Consider the following 18,335-nt stretch of genomic DNA (forward strand, 5'->3'; position numbering starts at 1 on the left):
CCGGGGTTTCTCATACCGTCAGGCACGGACCTCGATGGTGCAAGTGGCGGCGTCCCCCAGTATCGCCTCCCGTACAAGCCCCGGAACGCTGCGGAAACGGCCGGGGCGGTCATCTCACCGTCCACCGCGCTACCAGCGAAGGAGTGACGCATGACAGCGTCACGGCTCAGATCCGTCCTGGCCACGATCGCCACCGCAGCGACGATCCTGGCCCTCACCACGACTCCGGCTCAGGCGGCTGCGCCGGGCGGCGCCTACACCGGCCTCGGCAACTGCCCGCTCACCTCGGCCACCATGAAGGACCCCAGCAACGTACAGGTCGGCTGCTTCTTCTCGGTGACCAACGGCGGCAGCGTCACGATCGGCTCCACCACGGTGGCCTTCGACAGCCCGATCACCCTGCAGTTCGGCGTCTACTGGCCGGCCGCCGCGCCGGTCCGGGAGTTCCCGGACGGCACCGTCGCCAACGTCTACTCGACCGTCCCGGCCGCCAATGGCAAGACCCTGGTGGCCAAGCCGCTGCAGGTCACCCTGCCCGGGATCGCCAACATCATTCCGGGCGTGACGAGCGTCTTCGCCCAGGTCGAGCTGGCCGGTCCGATCACCGAGTTCGTTCCGCTGGCCACCGGCGAGAACACCCCGGTCTTCGTCCTGCCGGTCAAGCTGCACCTGTTCAACGCGCTGTTCGGCACCAAGTGCTACATCGGCTCGGACAGCACGCCGATCCGGTTCAGCCCGACCACCGGCACCACCAGCCCGCCGGCGCCGAACCAGCCGGTCACCGGCGACGCCGGCACCCTCACCGTGGAACCGGACCCGAACGGCTTCGAGACCCTCGGCGTCGGCTTCACCGGGGCGACCCTGGTCGACAACGCGTACCCGGTCCCGAAGGCGACCGGCTGCGGACTGATCCCGGGCAGCCTCGACCCCCTGATCAACCTGGCCTTCGGCCTGCCCTCGGCGGCCGGCAAGAACGCCGTGGTGTTCAGCGGCAACAACACCACCTTCGCGCTCTCCCCCAGCCTGGACGACCTCAACAAGGCCCTGGCCGCCTCGGCCTGAGCCCCCAAGGAAAGGTGATCCCCCCATGCGCACCTCTCGTCTCACCGTCGCCGCCGTCGCCGGCGCCACGCTCGTCTCCCTGCTCACCGCCGCGCCGGCCCTGGCCTTCGACGCCACCGTGCTGACCACCGGCACCCTGGCCGGCCCGGCCGTCGCGGTCGGCGACACCATCTCGGCCAGCATCGTCACCGGCAGCCAGGCGCTGTTCGCCACCGCCCCGGCCGGCCCGAACGGCATGAAGTGCAACACCTCGAGCTTCAGCGCCCTGGTCAACGACAATCCGGCCGCGCCCGGCGCCGCCGCGCTCGGCTCCACCCTGGCCGTCTCGAACTGCACGGTCACCGGCATCCCCGGGGTGACCGGCGTCAACAGCGTCACGATCACGAACCAGCCGTATGCCACCACGGTCGCCAGCGACGGCACCGTGGCGGTCGCCGGCACCGCCACCGCACCGATCTCCGCAACCCTGGTGCTTCGCTCCCTGCTCGGCACGGTGACCTGCGTCTTCGTCGCCAACAACAACGCGATCACCGGCGTCGCCGACAACACCGACAACTCGATCTCGTTCACCGACCAGCAGTTCAACAAGGTGACCGGCCCGGCCGCCTGCGTAGCGAACGGCTACTTCACCGCCAAGTACACCCCGGTGGTCACGGGAGCTGCCGCTCCGGTCTTCGTCAACTGAGCAGACCCCGCGCCGGCGCCTCATCCCCAACGAGCCGCCGGCGCGGCCCAAAAACATCCATGGGTACGCATACGGAGCGCACGTCCGCAGGCTACGAGCCGAGTCCCGCCCGTGAGGCGAACGCGACGCAGCTGCCCACTCCGGACCGCAGCGCGCCCCGCGGCCCCGGCTGGTTCTCAGGGGTGTGTCCGAGCTTGCGAGGCACCCCTGAGAACCAGCCGAAGCCCGGAGCCGCGCCGCGGTCCGGCGGGCCTAAATGCGTGGCGGCGGGGGCGGGGGCGTGACATACCTGGGGCATGGCCGATTTCGATCTGCGGAGTGCGGATCTCAGAGCGCTCAACTCACTGACCAAGTACCCGTCGATCCCGACCTACCACGAGCTCGACCCGCGCAACGGCGGCCTGACCGAGAGCGTGACCGCGTTCCCCGGCCCGGTACTCGGCACCGAGAAGGTCGACGGCACGAACTCCCGGCTGATCATGCTGCCGGGCGGCGACTACCTGATCGGCTCCCGGGAGGAGCTGCTGCTCGCCCGCGGCGACCTGATCGGCAACCCGTCGCAGGGCATCGTGGCCGCCCTGCGCGCGGTGGCCGACGCCCTGCCGGATCAGCAGCTGCCCGCGGACACCCTGCGGGTGTACTTCCTGGAGCTCTACGGCGGCAAGATCGGCGCGCAGGCGAAGCAGTACAGCACCCGCGGCGCGGTCGGCTGGCGGCTGTTCGACGTGGCCGAGGTGCCCGATCTCGCGGAGCGGCTGACCTGGCCGGCCGAGCGGATCGCGGCCTGGCGCGACGGCGGCGGGCAGAGCTTCGCGACCGAGGACGCGTTGCAGGCAGTGACCGACTTCGAGCTGACCCCGCGGCTGTTCACCGTGGACGGCGCGGACCTGCCCGCCGACGTGGCCGGCATGCACGCGTTCCTCGGCGAGCGGCTGCCGGAGACCCTGGTCGCGCTGGACGACAGCGGCCAGCGCCGGGCCGAGGGCATCGTGCTGCGCTCCCCGGACCGGTCGGTGATCGCCAAGGCCCGCTTCCAGGACTACGAGCGCACCCTCAAGCGCCGGGGTTAGCTCTTCTCGTCGGCCTGGTGCTGGCGGCGCTGGAGGCGGCGTTCGTGCAGGCGGCGCCAGCGGTCGTAGATCTCGGCGGCGGCGGCCGGTGGCTCGGCGGCGCGGCCGGCGTTCCACTGGCGGGGCAGGAACGCCTCGGCGCCGGCCCAGAGCAGCTCGCTCATCGGGACCGTGCCGCCGTGCAGCTTCATCAACTCGGCGGCCACCGCGGCGGCGTGATCGCTGCGGCGCCAGCGTTCCACCATCGACGTGCCGTGCACCAGGTCGTCGTAGTCCTGCGGATCCAGTTCCATCCCGGTTCCCCTCACCGTCTGTAACCGTATGCCGACTGGCGTGTTGCCGGAGGGCATGGTGCCGAGACGTCCGAGATCAACAGGCCTTAGGCGCTACACCCTGCTGGGAAGGGCCGCGCATGTCAAGGTCGAAGGTCACGCTTCGTGCACTCCAGCGGAAACAGTCATCCGTACGTTCCGTGACGGTTCCGGCTCAAGCGACTGACCGGATACCGACAGCGGAATCGCTCGAACGGCGCGGAAAGCACCGTTCGGGGGACCACCGGCGAGCGATTACCGACAGAGCCGAACTCGTTTACGGTTCTTTCTCGTCCGTTCTCGTCACCGATGGCAAGGAGCCCCGTCATCGTCATGTCACCCGAGCCCGCCACGCACGGCCACCGCGTCGCCGTGATCGGGCAGGACCGCGCCGGTCTCGCCCTGGCCCGGACGGCGGTCACCGCCGGGCACACCGTCGCCGGGTTCGACACCGATCCCGAGGTGATAGTCAAGCTGCGCGCGGGACGGTCGCCGATCGGCACCGACCTCGAGGCCATGCACGAGACCGGGCGATACCACGCCACCGACGATCCCGGCTGGCTCGCCGGGTGCGTGGTCTACCTGGTCGCGGCGCCGGTCCCGCTGCGGCGCGGCCGGCCGGACCTGAGCCTGGTGCTGGCCGCCGCGGACACCGTGGCCGGGCACCTGCGGGACCGGGACCTGGTCGTCCTGGAGTCCTGGGTCGCACCCGGGACCACCCGCGGCGTCTTCCAGGACGCGCTCGCGGCGCGCAGCAGCGCGCGCTACCACCTGGCCTTCGCACCGGAGCGCCAGGGCCGGGCGAAGCTGGTCGGCGGGGTCGACCGGCGGTCGGCCCTCGCGGCGGCGGCGTTCTTCCGCACCATGCACGACGTGGTGGTGGCGTGCGCGAACGCCGAGGAGGCCGAGGCGGCGAACCTGGTCGCGGCCGAACGGCGGTCCGCCTAGGAACGAGCCGGTCGTTGTCGCCGCCGCGGTCCCGGTGGCCGCGACAACGACCGGCGCTTGTGGAATCCGGCCCGCGCACGTCGGCTGAGGAGGCGAGCGCGGGCCGGGGTCTAGGTGATCAGTAGCCGATCCGGAACGTCGCGTCCTGCTTGGCGGCGGCGGCGGAGCTGCTGGTGACCGGATCGATGCGCAGCACGTAGTTGCTGTGCCGCAGGTACCGCTCCGGGTAGTTGTAGGAGCGGAACGACGTCCAGCCGGAGTCCGCGAACCCGGCGGCCTTGTAGAACGTGGCGTCGGCGGCGAACGTGCTGGTCCCGTCGTTGGCGTTGAGCACCATCGCGTAGTTGCTGTGCCGCAGGTACCGGTCCGGGTAGTTGACCGAGCGGAACGACACCCCGGCCGCGTCGGCCAGCCCGGGCACCAGCGTCCACTGCTGATCCTGGTACGGGTCGAACGGGTACGCGTCGATCCGCCCCACGTTGCTCGCGTGCCGCACGTACCGGTCCGGGTAGTTGTACGACTTGATCCGGTTCCAGGCGGGTGTCCCCCACTTGGCGGTCAGGTTCGCCACCTCGGTCCCGGTCAGCGGCGTGATGCCCAGGTGCTTGGAGTTCAGCGGCTGGGTGTACGCCCGGTCGTTGAGCAGCGTCCACGCACCACCGGCCAGGCTGGTGGTCTGCCAGCAGAAGAACCGCCCGTTGGGACTCCAGGTGTCGCCCCACATGTACCAGACGTCGGACGTGTTCGACTTGCTGATCTGTGGCGCCTCGACTCCGCGCCCGGGAGTGATCGCCCCGGTGTAGACGCTGAAGCTGCCCGCGGCGAGCGACGAGGACTTGGTGCCCAGCAACGTACTGTTGGAGTTGTTCTTGTAGTACATGTAGTTCACGCCACCGGCCGTGACGAAGCTGCCGTCGATCGCGTCGTAACCGGGGTCGTAGAAGACCGTGTTCGCCGAGGCGGTCACGAAGTCACTGGTGTAATTGACCATCAGGACGTTGTGGCCGGTGCCGTTGACCGCCGAGTAGACGATCGCGTACTGCCCGCGCGACGCGTCCCAGTACGCCTCCGGCGCCCACGCGTGGGTGGCCAGCGAGTGCACCTTGAGCAGCCGGTAGTTGCTGAACGTGCGCAGGTCGGCGGAGTCCCAGACGTGCAGGTACTGGCTCTGGTACGACCAGTCGGTCCCGTTCAGGTCGGTGGCCAGCACCACGAACGTGCCGTCCTGTTTGCGCAGGATGAACGGGTCGCGCAGGCCCTTGCTGCCCAGCGTCGGGGTGGCCACCGCGTTGTTCTGGTTCAGCGGCGTCCAGTTCAGCCCGTCCGTGCTGACCGCCAGGTGCAGGCCGTAGTTCGCGCCGGTCATCGACGGGGACTCGGTGAAGTACGCCATCGCGTAGCCGGAGTAGGTGGCCGCCCGGGCCGCGTCGGGCAGCAGCACCGCGGACGCGCCGGCCAGACCGGCGGCGAGTACCGAACGCCGCTTCACTTGGCGATCGCCGTCCCGTGCCGGCACCCCGAGCAGGTGATCTTGCTGAGGCTCGACCAGGTGTTCAGGTCGGTGCTGGTGGCGGTGTAGATGCCGTCGCCGGCGCTGTAGTGGTCGACGTACATCCGCCAGCTGCCGTTGTCGAGCTGGACCAGCGACGGTCCCTCGTAACCGGACGCGAACAGGTTGCCCTTGTTGACCCAGCCCTCGGTGAGGTTGGCCGTGGTGGTCCAGTGCTCGATGTACTTGGTGGTCTCGTTCTTGGTGAACGCGTGCCAGGTGCTGCCGGACTTCACCACGAACGTGTCGATGTGGTTGGTGCCCAGTCCCCACATCTGCGCCGGGCCGCTCCAGCTGGTCAGGGCGGTGTTCTGCGCGGTGTAGACGTACGGGCGGAAGCAGAACGAGCAGCTGGTCGCCGCGACACTGGTGATCAGCTTGACGGTGCTGCCCTCGACGTAGAACTCCGGCGCCCAGGTGTAGTTGGCGCCGCTGATCCCGGCCGGGATGCTGGCGAGGTTGGTCCAGCTGGTCAGGTTGGTGCTGGACGCGACGTTGAAGTAGGTGCTGTTCGTCGTCCAGGACTGCACCGTGTACGCGATGTAGTAGACGCTCCCCCGCTTGAGGATCGTCGGGTCACGCAGCACGCCGGTCGGCCCGTGGAAGTTCGTGTCGACCAGGGTGCTGTAACTGGTGCCGCCGTTGGTGGACTGATAGATCCACAGTTCCTCGTCGGCGGCGGCGTCACCCTTGAACGTGGCGTAGATCAGGGTGGTAGCCGCGGACGCGGGCTGGGGCAGGACGAAGACACCGAGAAGCAGGGCGAAAACAGCGGCCACGCCGCCGATGAGGCGCTTCACAAACGTTCTCCCATTCGACTGTTAGCGCTAACAAATCAGCGCGTACGGGGATGTGCCGAGGGCAGAGCAGGGGGATCCAGCCATGTCGGGCCGGGGGGCAACCCATTCATGGTTCGAAGTTTCTGAATGATTGCGCTCAGATTGCGGCGCTGTCAAGGAGTCCGGCCCCAGTGACCGGCATCAACGGACGACGGCCGCCGCCAGCTCCTTGCGGGACGTGATGCCCAGCTTCGGGAAAATCTTGCGAAGGTGCCATTCGACGGTCCGGGGGCTCAGGAACAGCACCGCGCCGATCTCCGGATTGGTCCGGCCCGCCGCGGCCAGCCGGGCGATCTGCGACTCCTGCGCGGTCATCTCGGCGGTCGTACCGGCCACCCGCTTGCGTACCGTCTCGCCGGTCGCGGTCAGTTCCCGGCCGGCCCGCTCGGCGAAACCCTCGGCACCCATCGCGCGGAACGCCTCGTACGCCGGGCGCAGCTGCTCCCGGGCCTCCGCGCGCCGGTTCGCGCGGCGCAGCCACTCGCCGTACAGCAGCCGGGCCCGCGCCTCCGGCAGCCGCAACCGGCTCGCCGCGAACTGCGCGACCGCCTCCCGGTAGTCCGCCTCGGCGTCGTCGACCAACGCGTCGGCCAGCGCCCCCGCGCCCCGCGCCCACGGCGTCCCGCCCGCCGTCCGGGCCCGCGCCACCAACCGGTCCCGGGCCTGCGCCGCGATCTCCCCCGCCCCGGAACGCACCGCCGCCTCGACCAGCTCACCGAGTGTCCACTGCAGCACCGCGAGATCCTCGTACGACGCGGCCTCCCGCGCGGCGGCCAGCGCCGCCGCGTAGTCGCCGTGCCCGTTGTGCAGCACCGCACGGCTGTACCCGGCCACCCCGAGCAGCCAGCCGACCCCGCCGGACGACGCGTCCCGGGTCAGCCCGCCGATCAGCGCCGGCGCCTCGCCGTCACCACGGAACGCCGCCAGGATGCTCGCGGCGGCCGGATGCGGCGCCGGGCCGGTGACCCGGGCCAGGGCGGTCGCCTCGTCGATCAGCTCGGCGGCCTCGTCGAACCGCCCCGCGTAGATCAGCGCGGTGGACCGGAAACTCAGCGCGCCCGGCAGCCGGGACAGCGCACCGGCCGCCCGGGCGACCGCGACCGCCTGCTGGGTGCGCTCCAGGAACGCCGCGTCGTCCCACACCTCGGTGACCAGCATCCCGGTCAGCCAGAGCAGGTCCAGCTCGCTGTCCGGCGGCACCGCGTCCAGGGCGAGCCGGAACGCCGGCCCGGCAGCCGCGTGGCCCCTCCGGCTCCACGTGATCAGCGCGGCCAGCAACCGGCCCGCCGGGTCGTCACCGGCCGGCGCGCCGGCCGCGGCGTCCACGGCCCGGTGCAGGTCGTCGCCGCCCAGCCGCCCGGCGTTGATCGCGGCGCCGACCGCCGACAGGTACGTCTCCCGGGCCGCCACCGGATCCAGCTCCTCGAGCCGGCGGGCGGCCGCCAGCAGCGGCGGCACCTCGCGCCCGGCGGTGAGCACGAACGCCACCCGGGCCCGCAGCCGTTCCACCCCGGCCTGCCGCACCGGATCGGGCGGTCCCAGCTCGACCGCGGCGAGCAGCTCCGGCACCGCGGCCGCGGCACCCGAGGCGAGCCGGGCCCGCGCAGCCGCCAGGGTCCGGTCGGCGCGCGGACCGGGCGCCGGGGTGAGCGCGGCGGCCCGTTCCAGGAACGCCGCGGCGGCGGCCCGGCCACCCCGGGCCAGGGCCCGCCCGGCCGAGCTCGCCAGGTCCCCGGCGACCGCCTCGTCGGCGCCGAACGCGGCGTGCCCACGATGCCAGGCGCGCCGGTCCGGGTCCCGATCGGCGTCGGTCACCTCGGCCAGCGCGCGGTGCACGGCACGCAACTCCGCCGGCTCGGCGCCGCGCCAGGCCGCCGACCGGACCAGCGGATGCCGGAACCGCACCCGGGCGCCGATCTCGACAAGTCCGGCCGCCTCGGCGGCGGCCGCCGCGTCCGGGCTGATCCCGAGGTGGCCGGCGGCCGCCCAGAGCAGCGGCACGTCACCGACCGGTTCGACCGCGGCGGCCAGCAGCAGGGTGCGGCTCGCCGCGGGCAGGGCCACGATCCGCCGCGCGAACTCCGCCTCGACCCGGCCCGCGACGGAACCGGTGGCCGGGATGCCGTAACCGAACGCCGGATCCGCCTCCCGGGACAGCTCCAGCAGCGCGAGCGGGTTGCCCCGGGTCTCGGCCACGATCCGGTCCCGGACCCGGGCGTCGAGCAGACCGGGCAGCACGGTCGCCAGCAGCGCCCGGGCGTCGGCCTCGGGCAGCCCGTCGACCCGCAGCTCGGGCAGCCCGGTGAGCAGGGCGTCGCCGGCCGGGGTGCGGGCCGCGAAGACCAGCGCGACGGATTCGGCGTCCAGCCGCCGCGCCACGAACGTCAGGATCACCTCGGACATCCGGTCCAGCCACTGCGCGTCGTCGACGACCACGACCAGCGGCCGGTCGACGGCCGCCTCGGCGAGCAGCCCGAGCACGGCCAGCCCGATCACCAAGGCCTCCGGCGGCGGCCCGGCGCTGAGCCCGAACGCGGTCGACAACGCGGCCCGCTGCGGCTCCGGCAGCCGGTCCAGACGGGTCAGCAGCGGCGCGCAGAGCTGCTGCACCGCGGAGTAGGCCAATTCGGTCTCCGGCTCGACCCCGGCGGTGCGCACCACCTGGGCCGCCGTGGCGTGCCCGGCCAGGTGGTCGAGCAGCGCGGACTTGCCGGCCCCGGCTTCTCCGCGCAGCACCAGCACCCGGCTCTGCCCGCCCCGCACGTCCCGCAGCAGCCGATCCAGCCGCTCCGTCTCCCGGCCCCGACCCCGCAGCCCGCCCGTCTCCACAGCCCTCGGCACGGCGAAAGCCTACCCAGCCCGCTCCCGACCGCTTCCGGTCAAACCCCTATTCGGTACGCCTACGGAGCGCCCGCCCGCAGGCTACGAGCCGAGTCCCGCCCGTGAGGCCACGCGACGCCCGCCCCACCCCCGGCCGCAGCGCGGCTCCCGGCCCCGGCTGGCTTCCAGGGGTGCCTCCGCAGCGCGGAGGCACCCCTGGGGACCAGCCAGGACCCGCCGGCGCGCGGCGGTCCGGGGTGGCCGGGTCTCGCGGGGTCAGGAGGCGAGGCCGGCGGCGGTGGCCATGTGGGTGGCGTACCAGGTGGGCCAGGCCTCGTCGTGGACGCCGTGCAGGGTTTCGGCCTCGTAGACGCCGTGGGCGGTGGCGGCGTCGCGGAGGGCCTGTTCCAGGGCGGCCGCCGAGTCGTAGACGACGTGGTCGACCCGGCCGGGCAGGCGGCGGGTGACCTCCTGCAGGGTGAACAGGTTGCCGTCCGGGTCGGTGAAGGTGAGGAACGAGCCGTAGGTCTGGCGCTCCGGATGCGGGCCGGCCAGCCGGGCCTCGGCGCCGGCGTGGTGGAAGACGCCGCCCGCGTCGTGGAAGATCTCGCTGGGCGCCGCGCCGCGTTCGGTCAGCTCCTTGTGGGCCGCCTCGATGTCGTCGACGACCAGGTGCACGCCGTGGTCCGAGCCGGGGGCGGCGTCGGTGACCCGGCTGCCGATGATGATCGAGGCGGCCGAGCCGGGCGGGGTGAAGTGCACCACGCGGAAGCCCTCCGGGCCGGTGTAGTCGACGTCCTCGCGCCAGCCGAGCCCCCGGTAGAACGCCTGGGACCGATCCACGTCGGTGACGGGCAGGACGACGATCTCGAGCTTGAAATCCATGACGGCTCTCCCTACGGGTTCTGTGGTGCCTTCACCATCGCGCGCCGGGCCGCCCCGCGGAACCAGGGACGGTCACTGGCCGGCACCCGGGTCCCGGGTCAGCGCGACGCGGCCGGGGCGGACGGCAGCGGCTGGATGTCGGTGATGTCGTAACACTCCTCGTCGTCGATGGCGTTCGGACGGTGGTCGATCGACACGTGGGCGGGGCGGCCGGCCGCGTCGGTGGTGAACTCGACCACCGCGTCCGGTTCCGCCGACTCGACCTGCTCGACGATGTACTTCAGGGTCGGGAACGACGCGAGCGGCACCTGCACGGTCGACTCCGGGTCGGCGGGTTCCGCCGAGACCACGACGTCGCGGTCACGGACCACGATGCGGAAAGTGCCGATCACGGCGCGTTCGCCACAGCTCGCCGTGACGACGTACGAGTAATGGTCGGGCAGAGTGCCGGCGACCGCGCGGACGGTCGTACCGGATGGGGTGCTCGAACACCCGGAAAGGGTGAGGGCGGCGGTGACGGTGAGCAGCGCGGCCCGGCGCGGCCGGAGATCGGTCATGTGGTGTTCGACGCACGGTGACCGGCGCCGGTTCCGCGCCTTCTGCCGGAGCTGCGGCATAACGACAGGAGGGACGGAACCTCGGGTGTCGGAAATGCCTGTCATTCCAGGTCACGAACAAGATCAAATCGGTCCAATACCGTGAAGAACGTCACTATTAGGTACGTAAAACTTGGTCGATGCCCGTCCGGTGTGGTTACCGTCGGTGGTCCCGCGATGGCGGGCACTGTGGACGGACCGCCGAGTCCTGCCGCCGATCCACAGACACGAAGAGATGGCAGGAGCGGGGGAACCACGTTTTCCGGCGCGCACCGCGCACGGTTCGGGAGTCGGCCGGCTTCCGAAACGGGTGACAGGGGGCGCGTCTTGGGGTGAAGCCGCATAGGACGGCCGGGCCACTCTGCCCGAACCCGACAGCTCACCTCGTAGGCGTGGAGGAATTTCCATGTCTCGGATCGGTAGACGAACGCGCCTTGCTGCCCTCAGCCTGGTGACCGCCGGCGTGACCGGAGCGGGCCTGTTGCTCGCACCGGCAGCTCCGGCCCTGGCCGCCAGCGTCAACTGGGACGTGGTCGCCAAGTGCGAGTCCGGCGGCAGGTGGCACATCAACACCGGGAACGGGTACTACGGCGGTCTGCAGTTCGACCGCGGCACGTGGAAGGCGAACGGCGGGGCCAAGTACGCCTCGACCGCCGACAAGGCCACCAAGGCCGAACAGATCAAGATCGCCAACAAGCTGTACGCGAAGCGCGGCCTGAGCCCGTGGCCGGTGTGCGGCAAGAAGGCCGGCGTCTACAAGAAGGCGACCGCCAAGCCCGCGAAGAAGGCCAAGGCGAGCGGCAAGACCTACGTGATCAAGTCTGGTGACACGCTCGCCAAGATCGCCAAGCGCTATCACGTCAAGGGAGGCTGGCGGGCGCTCTACGCGCTCAACAAGGACCGGCTGAGCAGCCCGAGCCGGATCTTCCCCGGTCAGCGCATCCGGCTCTGACCTCCGCTCACGCCAGCCAGCCCCGCAGGGTCTGCACGGTGTGCGGATCGAGCGGGAAGGTGACCCGGTCGTAGCGGTCCCAGCGCTCGAGGGACCAGTAGTTGCGCTCCTGACGCACGGTCACCTGGACGTTCGTGGCGGCGCCGTGCCACACGGCGCCGCTCGCGGACACCCCGTAGCGGCCGCGCTGGAACATGCCGACCTTGGTGAGGGCGGCACAGGCCGGGCAGCGGCCGTCCGGGGTGGCCACGCAGTCGCCGCAGACCGTGCCCTGGCACAGGCGGCACGGGCGGACCGCCTCGGAGCAGAGCCGGCAGGTCGGGTTCAGGCAGTGCGTGCACCAGTCGAGGGCGCCGGTGAGGTGGTGGTTGCGGCAGGCGTGCAGCGCGCTGAGCGGCGCGCCGGTGGTCTCGTCGGTGACGTACCCCTGGGTCTTGCCCGGCGCCACGTCGTAGACCAGCGGCAGCTCGAAGCCGTCCGGCAGCCGCCAGGTCTCGGCGATCCGCAGCCCGAGCGCGATCCGGACCGCGTCGGCGGGTTTGCGGCGCAGCCGGCGCACCAGCTCCGCGGTCAGCTCCTCGGGCAGGTCGAGCGGCGCGGCCGGCGACTGCGCCACGAGGGTGGTGACCGAGCCACGGATCATCGCGGGCGGGATCTCCTCGCCCGGCGGGTGCTCGACGACGCGCGGGACGACGAGCTGCTGGATCCGTTCGGCGCCCTGGACCTGGACGCCGACGAAGTCGTCCCGGCGGGTCAGCGCGGTGACCTCGGCGAGCCGGCCCGGCGCCAGCAGGGTGGCGCCGACCAGGCCGCGGTTCATGTCGTCGGGTGACTTGCTCAGACCGTGCCAGACCGGCCGGCCGGCGTCGTGCCGGACACCGAGCTGGGCGTGGCCGCCGACCCGGACCAGGGCCGCTTCCCAGACGCCGAGGCGGGCGTAGGCGACGATCTCCGGCTGCGGCTGCCAGTCGTCGGCGGCCCAGCTGCCCCGGTTGCCCGGGTCCTGCCACTCCGAGACGATCTCCTCGCGGACCGGCTTCTCGTCGCCTTGATCATGCGAACGGCCTTGATCATGCGAGGGGTCTTGATCTTGCGAAAGGTCTTGACCTTGCTGAGCGCCTTGATCTTGCTGAGGGTCTTGATCTTGCTGAGAGGCGCGGTCGACGATGCCACGACCGTCGATCCCGATCACCGCGCCGGGAATGCTGTCGTCGAGGACCAGCCAGTTCACCGTGTTCTTACCTCTCCCCGTCGTGACCTCGATGGTAGTCGGCCGGGCACAGCGGCCACCCGGGCCGTGACCCGCGCGCCAACTGTCTGATGTTTTTTCGACATGCGCCGGTCCTCTGCGGACAGTTAGATCGACGAAATGATTAGCTTTCCGTCCAGAAGAGCGTGGCTGGCGGGGATCCTCGCCCCGGTGCTGTCGACGGTGGCGCTGGCCGCACCCGCGACCGCGGCGCCGGCGCTCGCCCCGTTCGACGCGGTGAACCAGTTCATCGGCACCGAGCTGGACACCACGCAGAACAAGAGCAACGACGCGTACGGCAACACGTTCCCCGGCGCGGCCGTCCCGTTCGGGATGGTGCAGCCCAGCCCCACCACGTACAAGCCGGGCAACGCCGGGGTCGGTGAGAAGGGCGGGTACGAGTACACCGCGAGCCTGATCCGGGGCTTCGGGATGACCCGGCACTCCGGCACCGGGTGCACCGGACGGTTCGGCGGCTACGAGTTCCCCACCATCCCGTACGCCGGTGACTCCCTGCCGGTGAACCCGGCCACCGACGTCAAGGGGTACTACCTGAGCTTCAGCCACGCGAACGAGGTGGCCCAGCCCGGGTACTACAAGGTGGCGCTGGACAACGGGGTGACCACCGAGCTGACCGCGACCACGCGCACCGCGGTGAGCCGGTACGCGTTCGCGGGCGCGGCCACCCTGCTGCTCGACGTGTCCGGGCAGAACAACAGGTCGTTCGGCAGCGAGATCACCATCGACCCGGCGAGCCGGACGGTCTCCGGGTGGATGTACGGCACCGACGTGTGCGACGTCGGGAACCTGTACAAGGCGTACTTCTCCACGACGTACGACCAGCCGTTCAGCTCCTACGGGACGTGGAACGACGCCGAGATGGTCACCGGGAGCACCCACGCGGTCAAGAGCGGCACCGACACCGGCGTGGACTTCCGGCACGACACCGGCGGGTGGCTCACGTTCGCACCGGGGACGACGGTGACCGCGAAGACCGGGCTGAGCTACGTCAGCGTGGCCGGTGCGGCGGCCAACCGTGATCGAGAGACGGGCGGGAAGGGCTTCACCGACGTACGAAAGCAAGCGAAACGGTCTTGGCAGGAAGCGCTCGGGACCGTGACAGCGGCCGGTGGCGACGACGCGCAGCGGACGTCGTTCTACACCGCGCTCTATCACGCGTTCCTGCACCCGAACGTCCGCGAGGACGTCACCGGCGAGTACCTCGGTTATGACGACGAGGTGCACACCGTGGCGCGCGGGCGGCACTTCTACCGCGACATCAACTTCGCCGGGTCGGGCTGGGACATGTACCGCAGCCAGGCGCAGCTGATCGCGCTGACCTTCCCGCGGGTGGCCGACGACATCAACCAGTCGATCGTGGCGCTGGTCCAGCAGACCGGCAGGTGGGCGCCCGGCGCGGCCCGGATGCAGGGCGACAACCTGCAGGTCATCCTGGCGACCCTCGACGACATGGGCGCGACCGGTTATGACCGGGCGGCCGCGCTGGCCTCGATGGTCGCCACCCAGCAGCTGCCGGCCACCACGACCACGCGCAGCGACGGGTATCAGTACTTCGCCACCGGCATGATCGAGAACCGCAAGGGTGACTTCGCGACGTCGCGGGTGCTCGAGTACTCGGTCGACGACTTCGCGATCGCGGAGCTGGCCGGGCGGCTCGGCTTCGTGAAAGAGCGCGACTTCTTCATGGGGCGCGCGCAGAACTGGATGAACGTCTTCGACCCGGTGACCGCGCACCTGCGGCCCCGGGAGCGGACCGGTTTTGATCGCTCGTTCGACCTGCGGACACGCGACGACGGCAGCGGGCGCGGGCAGTTCAACCAGTCCACCGGATATCAGTACGGGTGGATGGTCCCGCACAACCTGGCCACGCTGATCGCCAAGCGGGGCGGTGTCGCGGCGGCCACCGCGCAGCTGGACACGTTGATGGCACAGTTGGACGCGGGCGCGTACACGCAGACCGGGAACTACCTGTCCAACCAGCCGGCGTTCACCACGCCGTGGGTCTACAACTGGCTGCGGGCGCCGGCCCGGACCGCCGACACGCTCCGGCGGGTGGTGTCGGAAATGTACGACACGACGCCTTCCGGGCTGCCGGGCAACGACGACCAGGGGTCGCTGAGCGCCTGGTACGTCTTCGCACAGCTGGGCGTGTATCCGGCGATCTACGGGACCGGCGACCTGGTGATCTCCGGCCCGATGTTCTCGAAGATCACGATCAACCCGGTCGGCGGTCGCCCCCTCAAGATCACGACCTCGGGCGCCGGACGTTATGTCAGCTCGCTGAAGGTCAACGGGGTGCGGCAGACCGCGAGCTGGGTGGACGCGTCGTTCGCGCGGTGCGGTGGCACGCTCGCCTTCACCATGTCGGACACGCCCGGCACGTGGGGCACCGCGGCCGCGGACGTGCCGCCGTCCTACACCGCCGGCGCGGACGCCCGCAACAGCGTCGGCACCACGCCGGACGGTCAGGGGAACCTCGGTTCGCTCGATCTGAGCGACTGGTCCCTGCCCCGCTCCGCGTTGCCCGCGCCCGGCACCGCGATCGCCGGCTTCACCTGGCCCTCGGCCGCGCCCGGCACGCCGGACAACTGGATCCCGCACGGCCAGCGGGTCGACCTGCCGGATGCCGCCGCGACCAGCGTGTCCTTCCTCGGGCTGGCCACCAACGGGCCGGCCACGGGTGTCGCCACTGTCCAGTACACGGACGGTTCTTCCCAGCAGGTGAACGTCACCTTCGGTGACTGGGCGGCGGGCGCGGTGGGCGGCAACGTCGAGGTTCTCTCGGTGCCGGCCCGCAACAACGCCAACGGTACGAGTGCAGCCGGCACGTTCCGGGTGTTCGCGGCGTCGGTGGCGGTCGACGCGGCGCGGACGGTGGACGCGGTGCTGCTGCCGGAGGGCACCGACAAGGGCATCATGCACGTGTTCGACGTGGCGGCATCATGAGCACGAGGGCGCGGCGGGGCGGCGGGAGCACGCAACCGGCAACGGCAGGGCGGTAGGAGCACGCAACCGGCATCGGCGGGGCGGTAGCGGCACGCAACCGGCAATGGCAGGGCGGTAGGAGCACGCGAACGGCATCGGCGGGGCGGTAGGAGCACACGAACGGTGGGGTTCGGGGGCGGGGGCGGCACGCGATCGGGTTATGCGGATGTTTGCCGCCCACCTGGGGGCGGCAGAAGCACGCAGTCGTCGATTGCGTGCCCGCACCGCCCCGCCCCGCCGGCTTGAAACGGCCGGGCCGGGCCGGTGGCTGCCAGGCTGAAACGACCAGGCGAAACGGCCAGGCCAGCCACCGGGCGGAGAACGACCAGGGGAAAGCGGTCAAGGCCGGGCGATGCCGCCGCATCGCCCGGCCCTGGCCTCCCGTCCCGTGGATCTCCCGGATCCCGGCGGGGGATCAACACCGGGACGGGTGGTCAGGCGGGGTGGGCCATCGCCAGGTCCGCGTAGACGACGATGTTGTCCTCGTAGTGGCCGGCGGCGCTGTCGAAGTCGCCGCCGCAGGTGATCAGGCGCAGGCCGGCGCGGTTGATCGCGCCGTAGACCGCGTCGGTCGGGAACCGGTCCTTGGCGTAGCGGTCGACCTTGACGACCCGGAACATCGCCATGCTGCCGTCCGCGCGGTCCACGTTGATCGAGTCGCCGGCCTTCAGGTCGGTGAGCTTGTTGAACGTGCCCGGCTTGTTCTTGAAGTCGACGTGCCCGGCGAGCACCGCCGGGCCGAGGGCGCCGGGGGTGGGCGCCCGGGTGTACCAGCCGACGGTCTTGGCGTCCGTCGGGACCTGCATCGCACCGTCGGCCTGCAGTCCGAGACCGATCAGCGGCACGTCGACGTCGAGAGCCGGGATGACCACCCGGGTGGGCACCGACGTGCTCATCAGCGGGCCGACGGTCAGGGCGTCACCGGCAGTAGTCGCGTCGCCGCCGGAGGTTGACGTGGAGCCGCCGGAGGTTGACGTGGAGCCGCCGACGGTTGACGTGGCAGCGGCACCGGCGGAGGGTGCCGTGCCCGAGGTGGTCACGGCACCCTCCGGCGGGGCCGCGCCGACGACGGACGCGGCGAGCGGCGGCTGGTGCGGCTGGTCCCGCGCACCGATGACCAGGGCGGTGACCCCCACCGCGGCGAGCACCAGGACCACCGCCGAGAGCGCATAGCGCCCCCAGCGGCTGCCGGCCGCCGTCGCCGCAGGGCTGTCCGCGCCCGCAGCGGCCAGCTCGACCCCCGCGCCGCCAGCAAGCGCCAGCTCGGCTCCCGGAGCGCCGGCAAGCACCGGCTCGACCCCCGCGCCGCCAGCAAGCGCCGGATCGACCCCCGCGCCGCCGGCAAGCGCCGGATCGGCTCCCGGAGCGCCGGCAAGCGCCAGCTCGACTCCCGCGCCGCCGGCGGGCGCCGGATCGGCTCCTGGGGTGCCGGCGATGGGCGGGTCGGTTCCCTCGGTGTTTGTCATGAGGGTGGGTCAGCCCTGGTGGGTGAGGCGGCGGCGGGCCAGGAAGACGCCGGCCGCGCCGAGCAGGGCGACCCCGCCGAGCGCGTACATCGGGGTGGAGTCGTGGCGGGTGCTGCCGTCACCGGTGGCGACGCCGCCGACCGGCACCGAGCCGACCGCCGCGCCGGCCACCATGCCGCACACCGCCGGGTCGGTGACCTCCTCCGGGATGCCCTTCAGGCCGGCCGCCTTGGCCAGCGTGGACTCGCCGAGGCCGGCCAGGTCGTACTTACCGTTCTTATTCGCGTCGATGCCGTGCTCGACCACGTGCAGGTCCTTGAGGTGCGCGATCGTGCCCGCGGGCAGCTCGGCGCCCGGGATGGTGCGGTCGTAGGAGAGGTTGCCCTTGGCGTCGGCCATCGGCATCCGGTCGACGGCCAGGCCGCTCTTCGGGGTGGTGTCGCCCTTGGTGGTCAGCGAGACGAAGATGTCGCCGTAGTCCGGCATGCCCTCCTCGGTGCTGACGTAGCCGTTGCCGTCGGAGTCAGCGGACATGTCCGGGCAGTGGAAGTCCATGCCCTCGGTGGAGCCGTGCAGGTGCTGCGCGTGCGGCGCGTTCGGGACCAGGCCGGTCGACCGGATGCTGATCTTCAGGTCCCCGTTGGACAGCGCGGTCAGGGTCGCGGCGCCGGACGCGCCGGAGTGGTTCAGGGCGTCGAGCTTGACGTGGACGCTCTCGTCGGCGAACGCGGCGCTCGGCACGGCGAACAGGATCGCGGCGGCAGCGGGCACGGCGAGCAGGGTGCGGGCGAGTTTCACGGGCGGCTCCAGACGACGGGGATCGACTTTCTTGATCACCCCTGATTCGGAGCGGTAGCTCGCGCGGATTGGCGCCGATCGCCGCCCGAAAGCCCGGTC

Annotated in this window: 15 protein-coding genes and 1 riboswitch; of the genes, 6 read left to right on the top strand and 9 right to left on the bottom strand. The window is 71.5% G+C overall.

The window, feature by feature from the left end; all coding sequences use genetic code 11:
- Positions 1 to 150: 150 nt before the first annotated feature.
- From Apa02nite_RS01905 to Apa02nite_RS01915, 3 genes are all read left to right on the top strand, one after another.
- Positions 151 to 1,062 (top strand): hypothetical protein, encoded by a 912-nt coding sequence (locus Apa02nite_RS01905; protein WP_203823531.1) that lies wholly within the window; start codon positions 151 to 153, stop codon positions 1,060 to 1,062.
- A 25-nt stretch (positions 1,063 to 1,087) separates the two neighbouring features.
- Positions 1,088 to 1,747: a Tat pathway signal sequence domain protein gene (locus Apa02nite_RS01910; protein WP_203823532.1), complete on the top strand. Its 660-nt coding sequence runs from the start codon at positions 1,088 to 1,090 to the stop codon at positions 1,745 to 1,747.
- 296 nt (positions 1,748 to 2,043) lie between these two features.
- On the top strand, positions 2,044 to 2,817 hold the full coding sequence (locus Apa02nite_RS01915; RefSeq protein ID WP_203823533.1) for an RNA ligase family protein: 774 nt from the start codon (positions 2,044 to 2,046) through the stop codon (positions 2,815 to 2,817).
- Here Apa02nite_RS01915 and Apa02nite_RS01920 read toward each other — a convergent pair.
- The gene (locus Apa02nite_RS01920) at positions 2,814 to 3,110 is read right to left on the bottom strand and encodes a hypothetical protein (protein WP_203823534.1); all 297 of its coding nucleotides are present in this window, start codon (positions 3,108 to 3,110) and stop codon (positions 2,814 to 2,816) included. The two genes, Apa02nite_RS01915 and Apa02nite_RS01920, sit on opposite strands and share 4 nt — an antisense overlap.
- Before the next feature lie 351 nt (positions 3,111 to 3,461).
- Here Apa02nite_RS01920 and Apa02nite_RS01925 point away from each other — a divergent pair, with 351 nt between their 5' ends.
- Positions 3,462 to 4,076, top strand: coding sequence for a nucleotide sugar dehydrogenase (locus Apa02nite_RS01925; protein ID WP_203823535.1), 615 nt, complete (start codon positions 3,462 to 3,464; stop codon positions 4,074 to 4,076).
- A 118-nt stretch (positions 4,077 to 4,194) separates the two neighbouring features.
- Here Apa02nite_RS01925 and Apa02nite_RS01930 read toward each other — a convergent pair whose 3' ends face one another.
- The 5 genes from Apa02nite_RS01930 to Apa02nite_RS01950 all read right to left on the bottom strand — a co-directional run bounded on the left by Apa02nite_RS01930 (position 4,195) and on the right by Apa02nite_RS01950 (position 10,726).
- Positions 4,195 to 5,565 carry a glycoside hydrolase family 43 protein gene (locus tag Apa02nite_RS01930; protein ID WP_203823536.1) on the bottom strand — a complete coding sequence of 457 codons (1,371 nt, stop codon included), beginning with the start codon at positions 5,563 to 5,565 and terminating at the stop codon, positions 4,195 to 4,197.
- Positions 5,562 to 6,425, bottom strand: coding sequence for a family 43 glycosylhydrolase (locus Apa02nite_RS01935; protein WP_239164055.1), 864 nt, complete (start codon positions 6,423 to 6,425; stop codon positions 5,562 to 5,564). Before Apa02nite_RS01935 ends, Apa02nite_RS01930 begins: the two co-directional genes overlap by 4 nt.
- Before the next feature lie 180 nt (positions 6,426 to 6,605).
- Positions 6,606 to 9,305 carry a helix-turn-helix transcriptional regulator gene (locus Apa02nite_RS01940; RefSeq protein ID WP_239164056.1) on the bottom strand — a complete coding sequence of 900 codons (2,700 nt, stop codon included), beginning with the start codon at positions 9,303 to 9,305 and terminating at the stop codon, positions 6,606 to 6,608.
- A 255-nt stretch (positions 9,306 to 9,560) separates the two neighbouring features.
- Entirely contained in the window at positions 9,561 to 10,169 is a 609-nt protein-coding gene (locus Apa02nite_RS01945; protein WP_203823537.1) for a VOC family protein, read from the bottom strand.
- Positions 10,170 to 10,267: 98 nt separating this feature from the next.
- Entirely contained in the window at positions 10,268 to 10,726 is a 459-nt protein-coding gene (locus tag Apa02nite_RS01950) for a DUF6174 domain-containing protein (RefSeq protein ID WP_203823538.1), read from the bottom strand.
- 241 nt (positions 10,727 to 10,967) lie between these two features.
- Positions 10,968 to 11,173, top strand: a riboswitch (cyclic di-AMP (ydaO/yuaA leader).
- A 43-nt stretch (positions 11,174 to 11,216) separates the two neighbouring features.
- Between Apa02nite_RS01950 and Apa02nite_RS01955 the strand changes: the two genes are divergently transcribed.
- Positions 11,217 to 11,717 (top strand): LysM peptidoglycan-binding domain-containing protein, encoded by a 501-nt coding sequence (locus tag Apa02nite_RS01955; protein WP_239164057.1) that lies wholly within the window; start codon positions 11,217 to 11,219, stop codon positions 11,715 to 11,717.
- Between the two features lie 7 nt (positions 11,718 to 11,724).
- On the opposite strand, the gene Apa02nite_RS01960 is transcribed toward Apa02nite_RS01955, so the two are convergent.
- Entirely contained in the window at positions 11,725 to 12,948 is a 1,224-nt protein-coding gene (locus tag Apa02nite_RS01960; protein WP_203823540.1) for a hypothetical protein, read from the bottom strand.
- A 189-nt stretch (positions 12,949 to 13,137) separates the two neighbouring features.
- On the opposite strand from Apa02nite_RS01960, the gene Apa02nite_RS01965 reads away from it, so the two are divergent.
- Positions 13,138 to 15,933 carry a GH92 family glycosyl hydrolase gene (locus tag Apa02nite_RS01965; RefSeq protein WP_239164058.1) on the top strand — a complete coding sequence of 932 codons (2,796 nt, stop codon included), beginning with the start codon at positions 13,138 to 13,140 and terminating at the stop codon, positions 15,931 to 15,933.
- Between the two features lie 473 nt (positions 15,934 to 16,406).
- Here the strand turns inward: Apa02nite_RS01965 and Apa02nite_RS50830 are convergent, their stop codons facing one another.
- Both Apa02nite_RS50830 and Apa02nite_RS01975 read right to left on the bottom strand, forming a co-directional pair.
- Positions 16,407 to 17,438, bottom strand: coding sequence for a class F sortase (locus tag Apa02nite_RS50830; protein WP_239164059.1), 1,032 nt, complete (start codon positions 17,436 to 17,438; stop codon positions 16,407 to 16,409).
- Positions 17,439 to 17,447: 9 nt separating this feature from the next.
- Positions 17,448 to 18,236 carry a GVDTG sorting domain-containing protein gene (locus Apa02nite_RS01975; RefSeq protein WP_203823541.1) on the bottom strand — a complete coding sequence of 263 codons (789 nt, stop codon included), beginning with the start codon at positions 18,234 to 18,236 and terminating at the stop codon, positions 17,448 to 17,450.
- Positions 18,237 to 18,335: the final 99 nt, after the last annotated feature.

Origin of the sequence: Actinoplanes palleronii (assembly GCF_016862315.1) — a bacterium.
Classification (GTDB): domain Bacteria; phylum Actinomycetota; class Actinomycetes; order Mycobacteriales; family Micromonosporaceae; genus Actinoplanes; species Actinoplanes palleronii.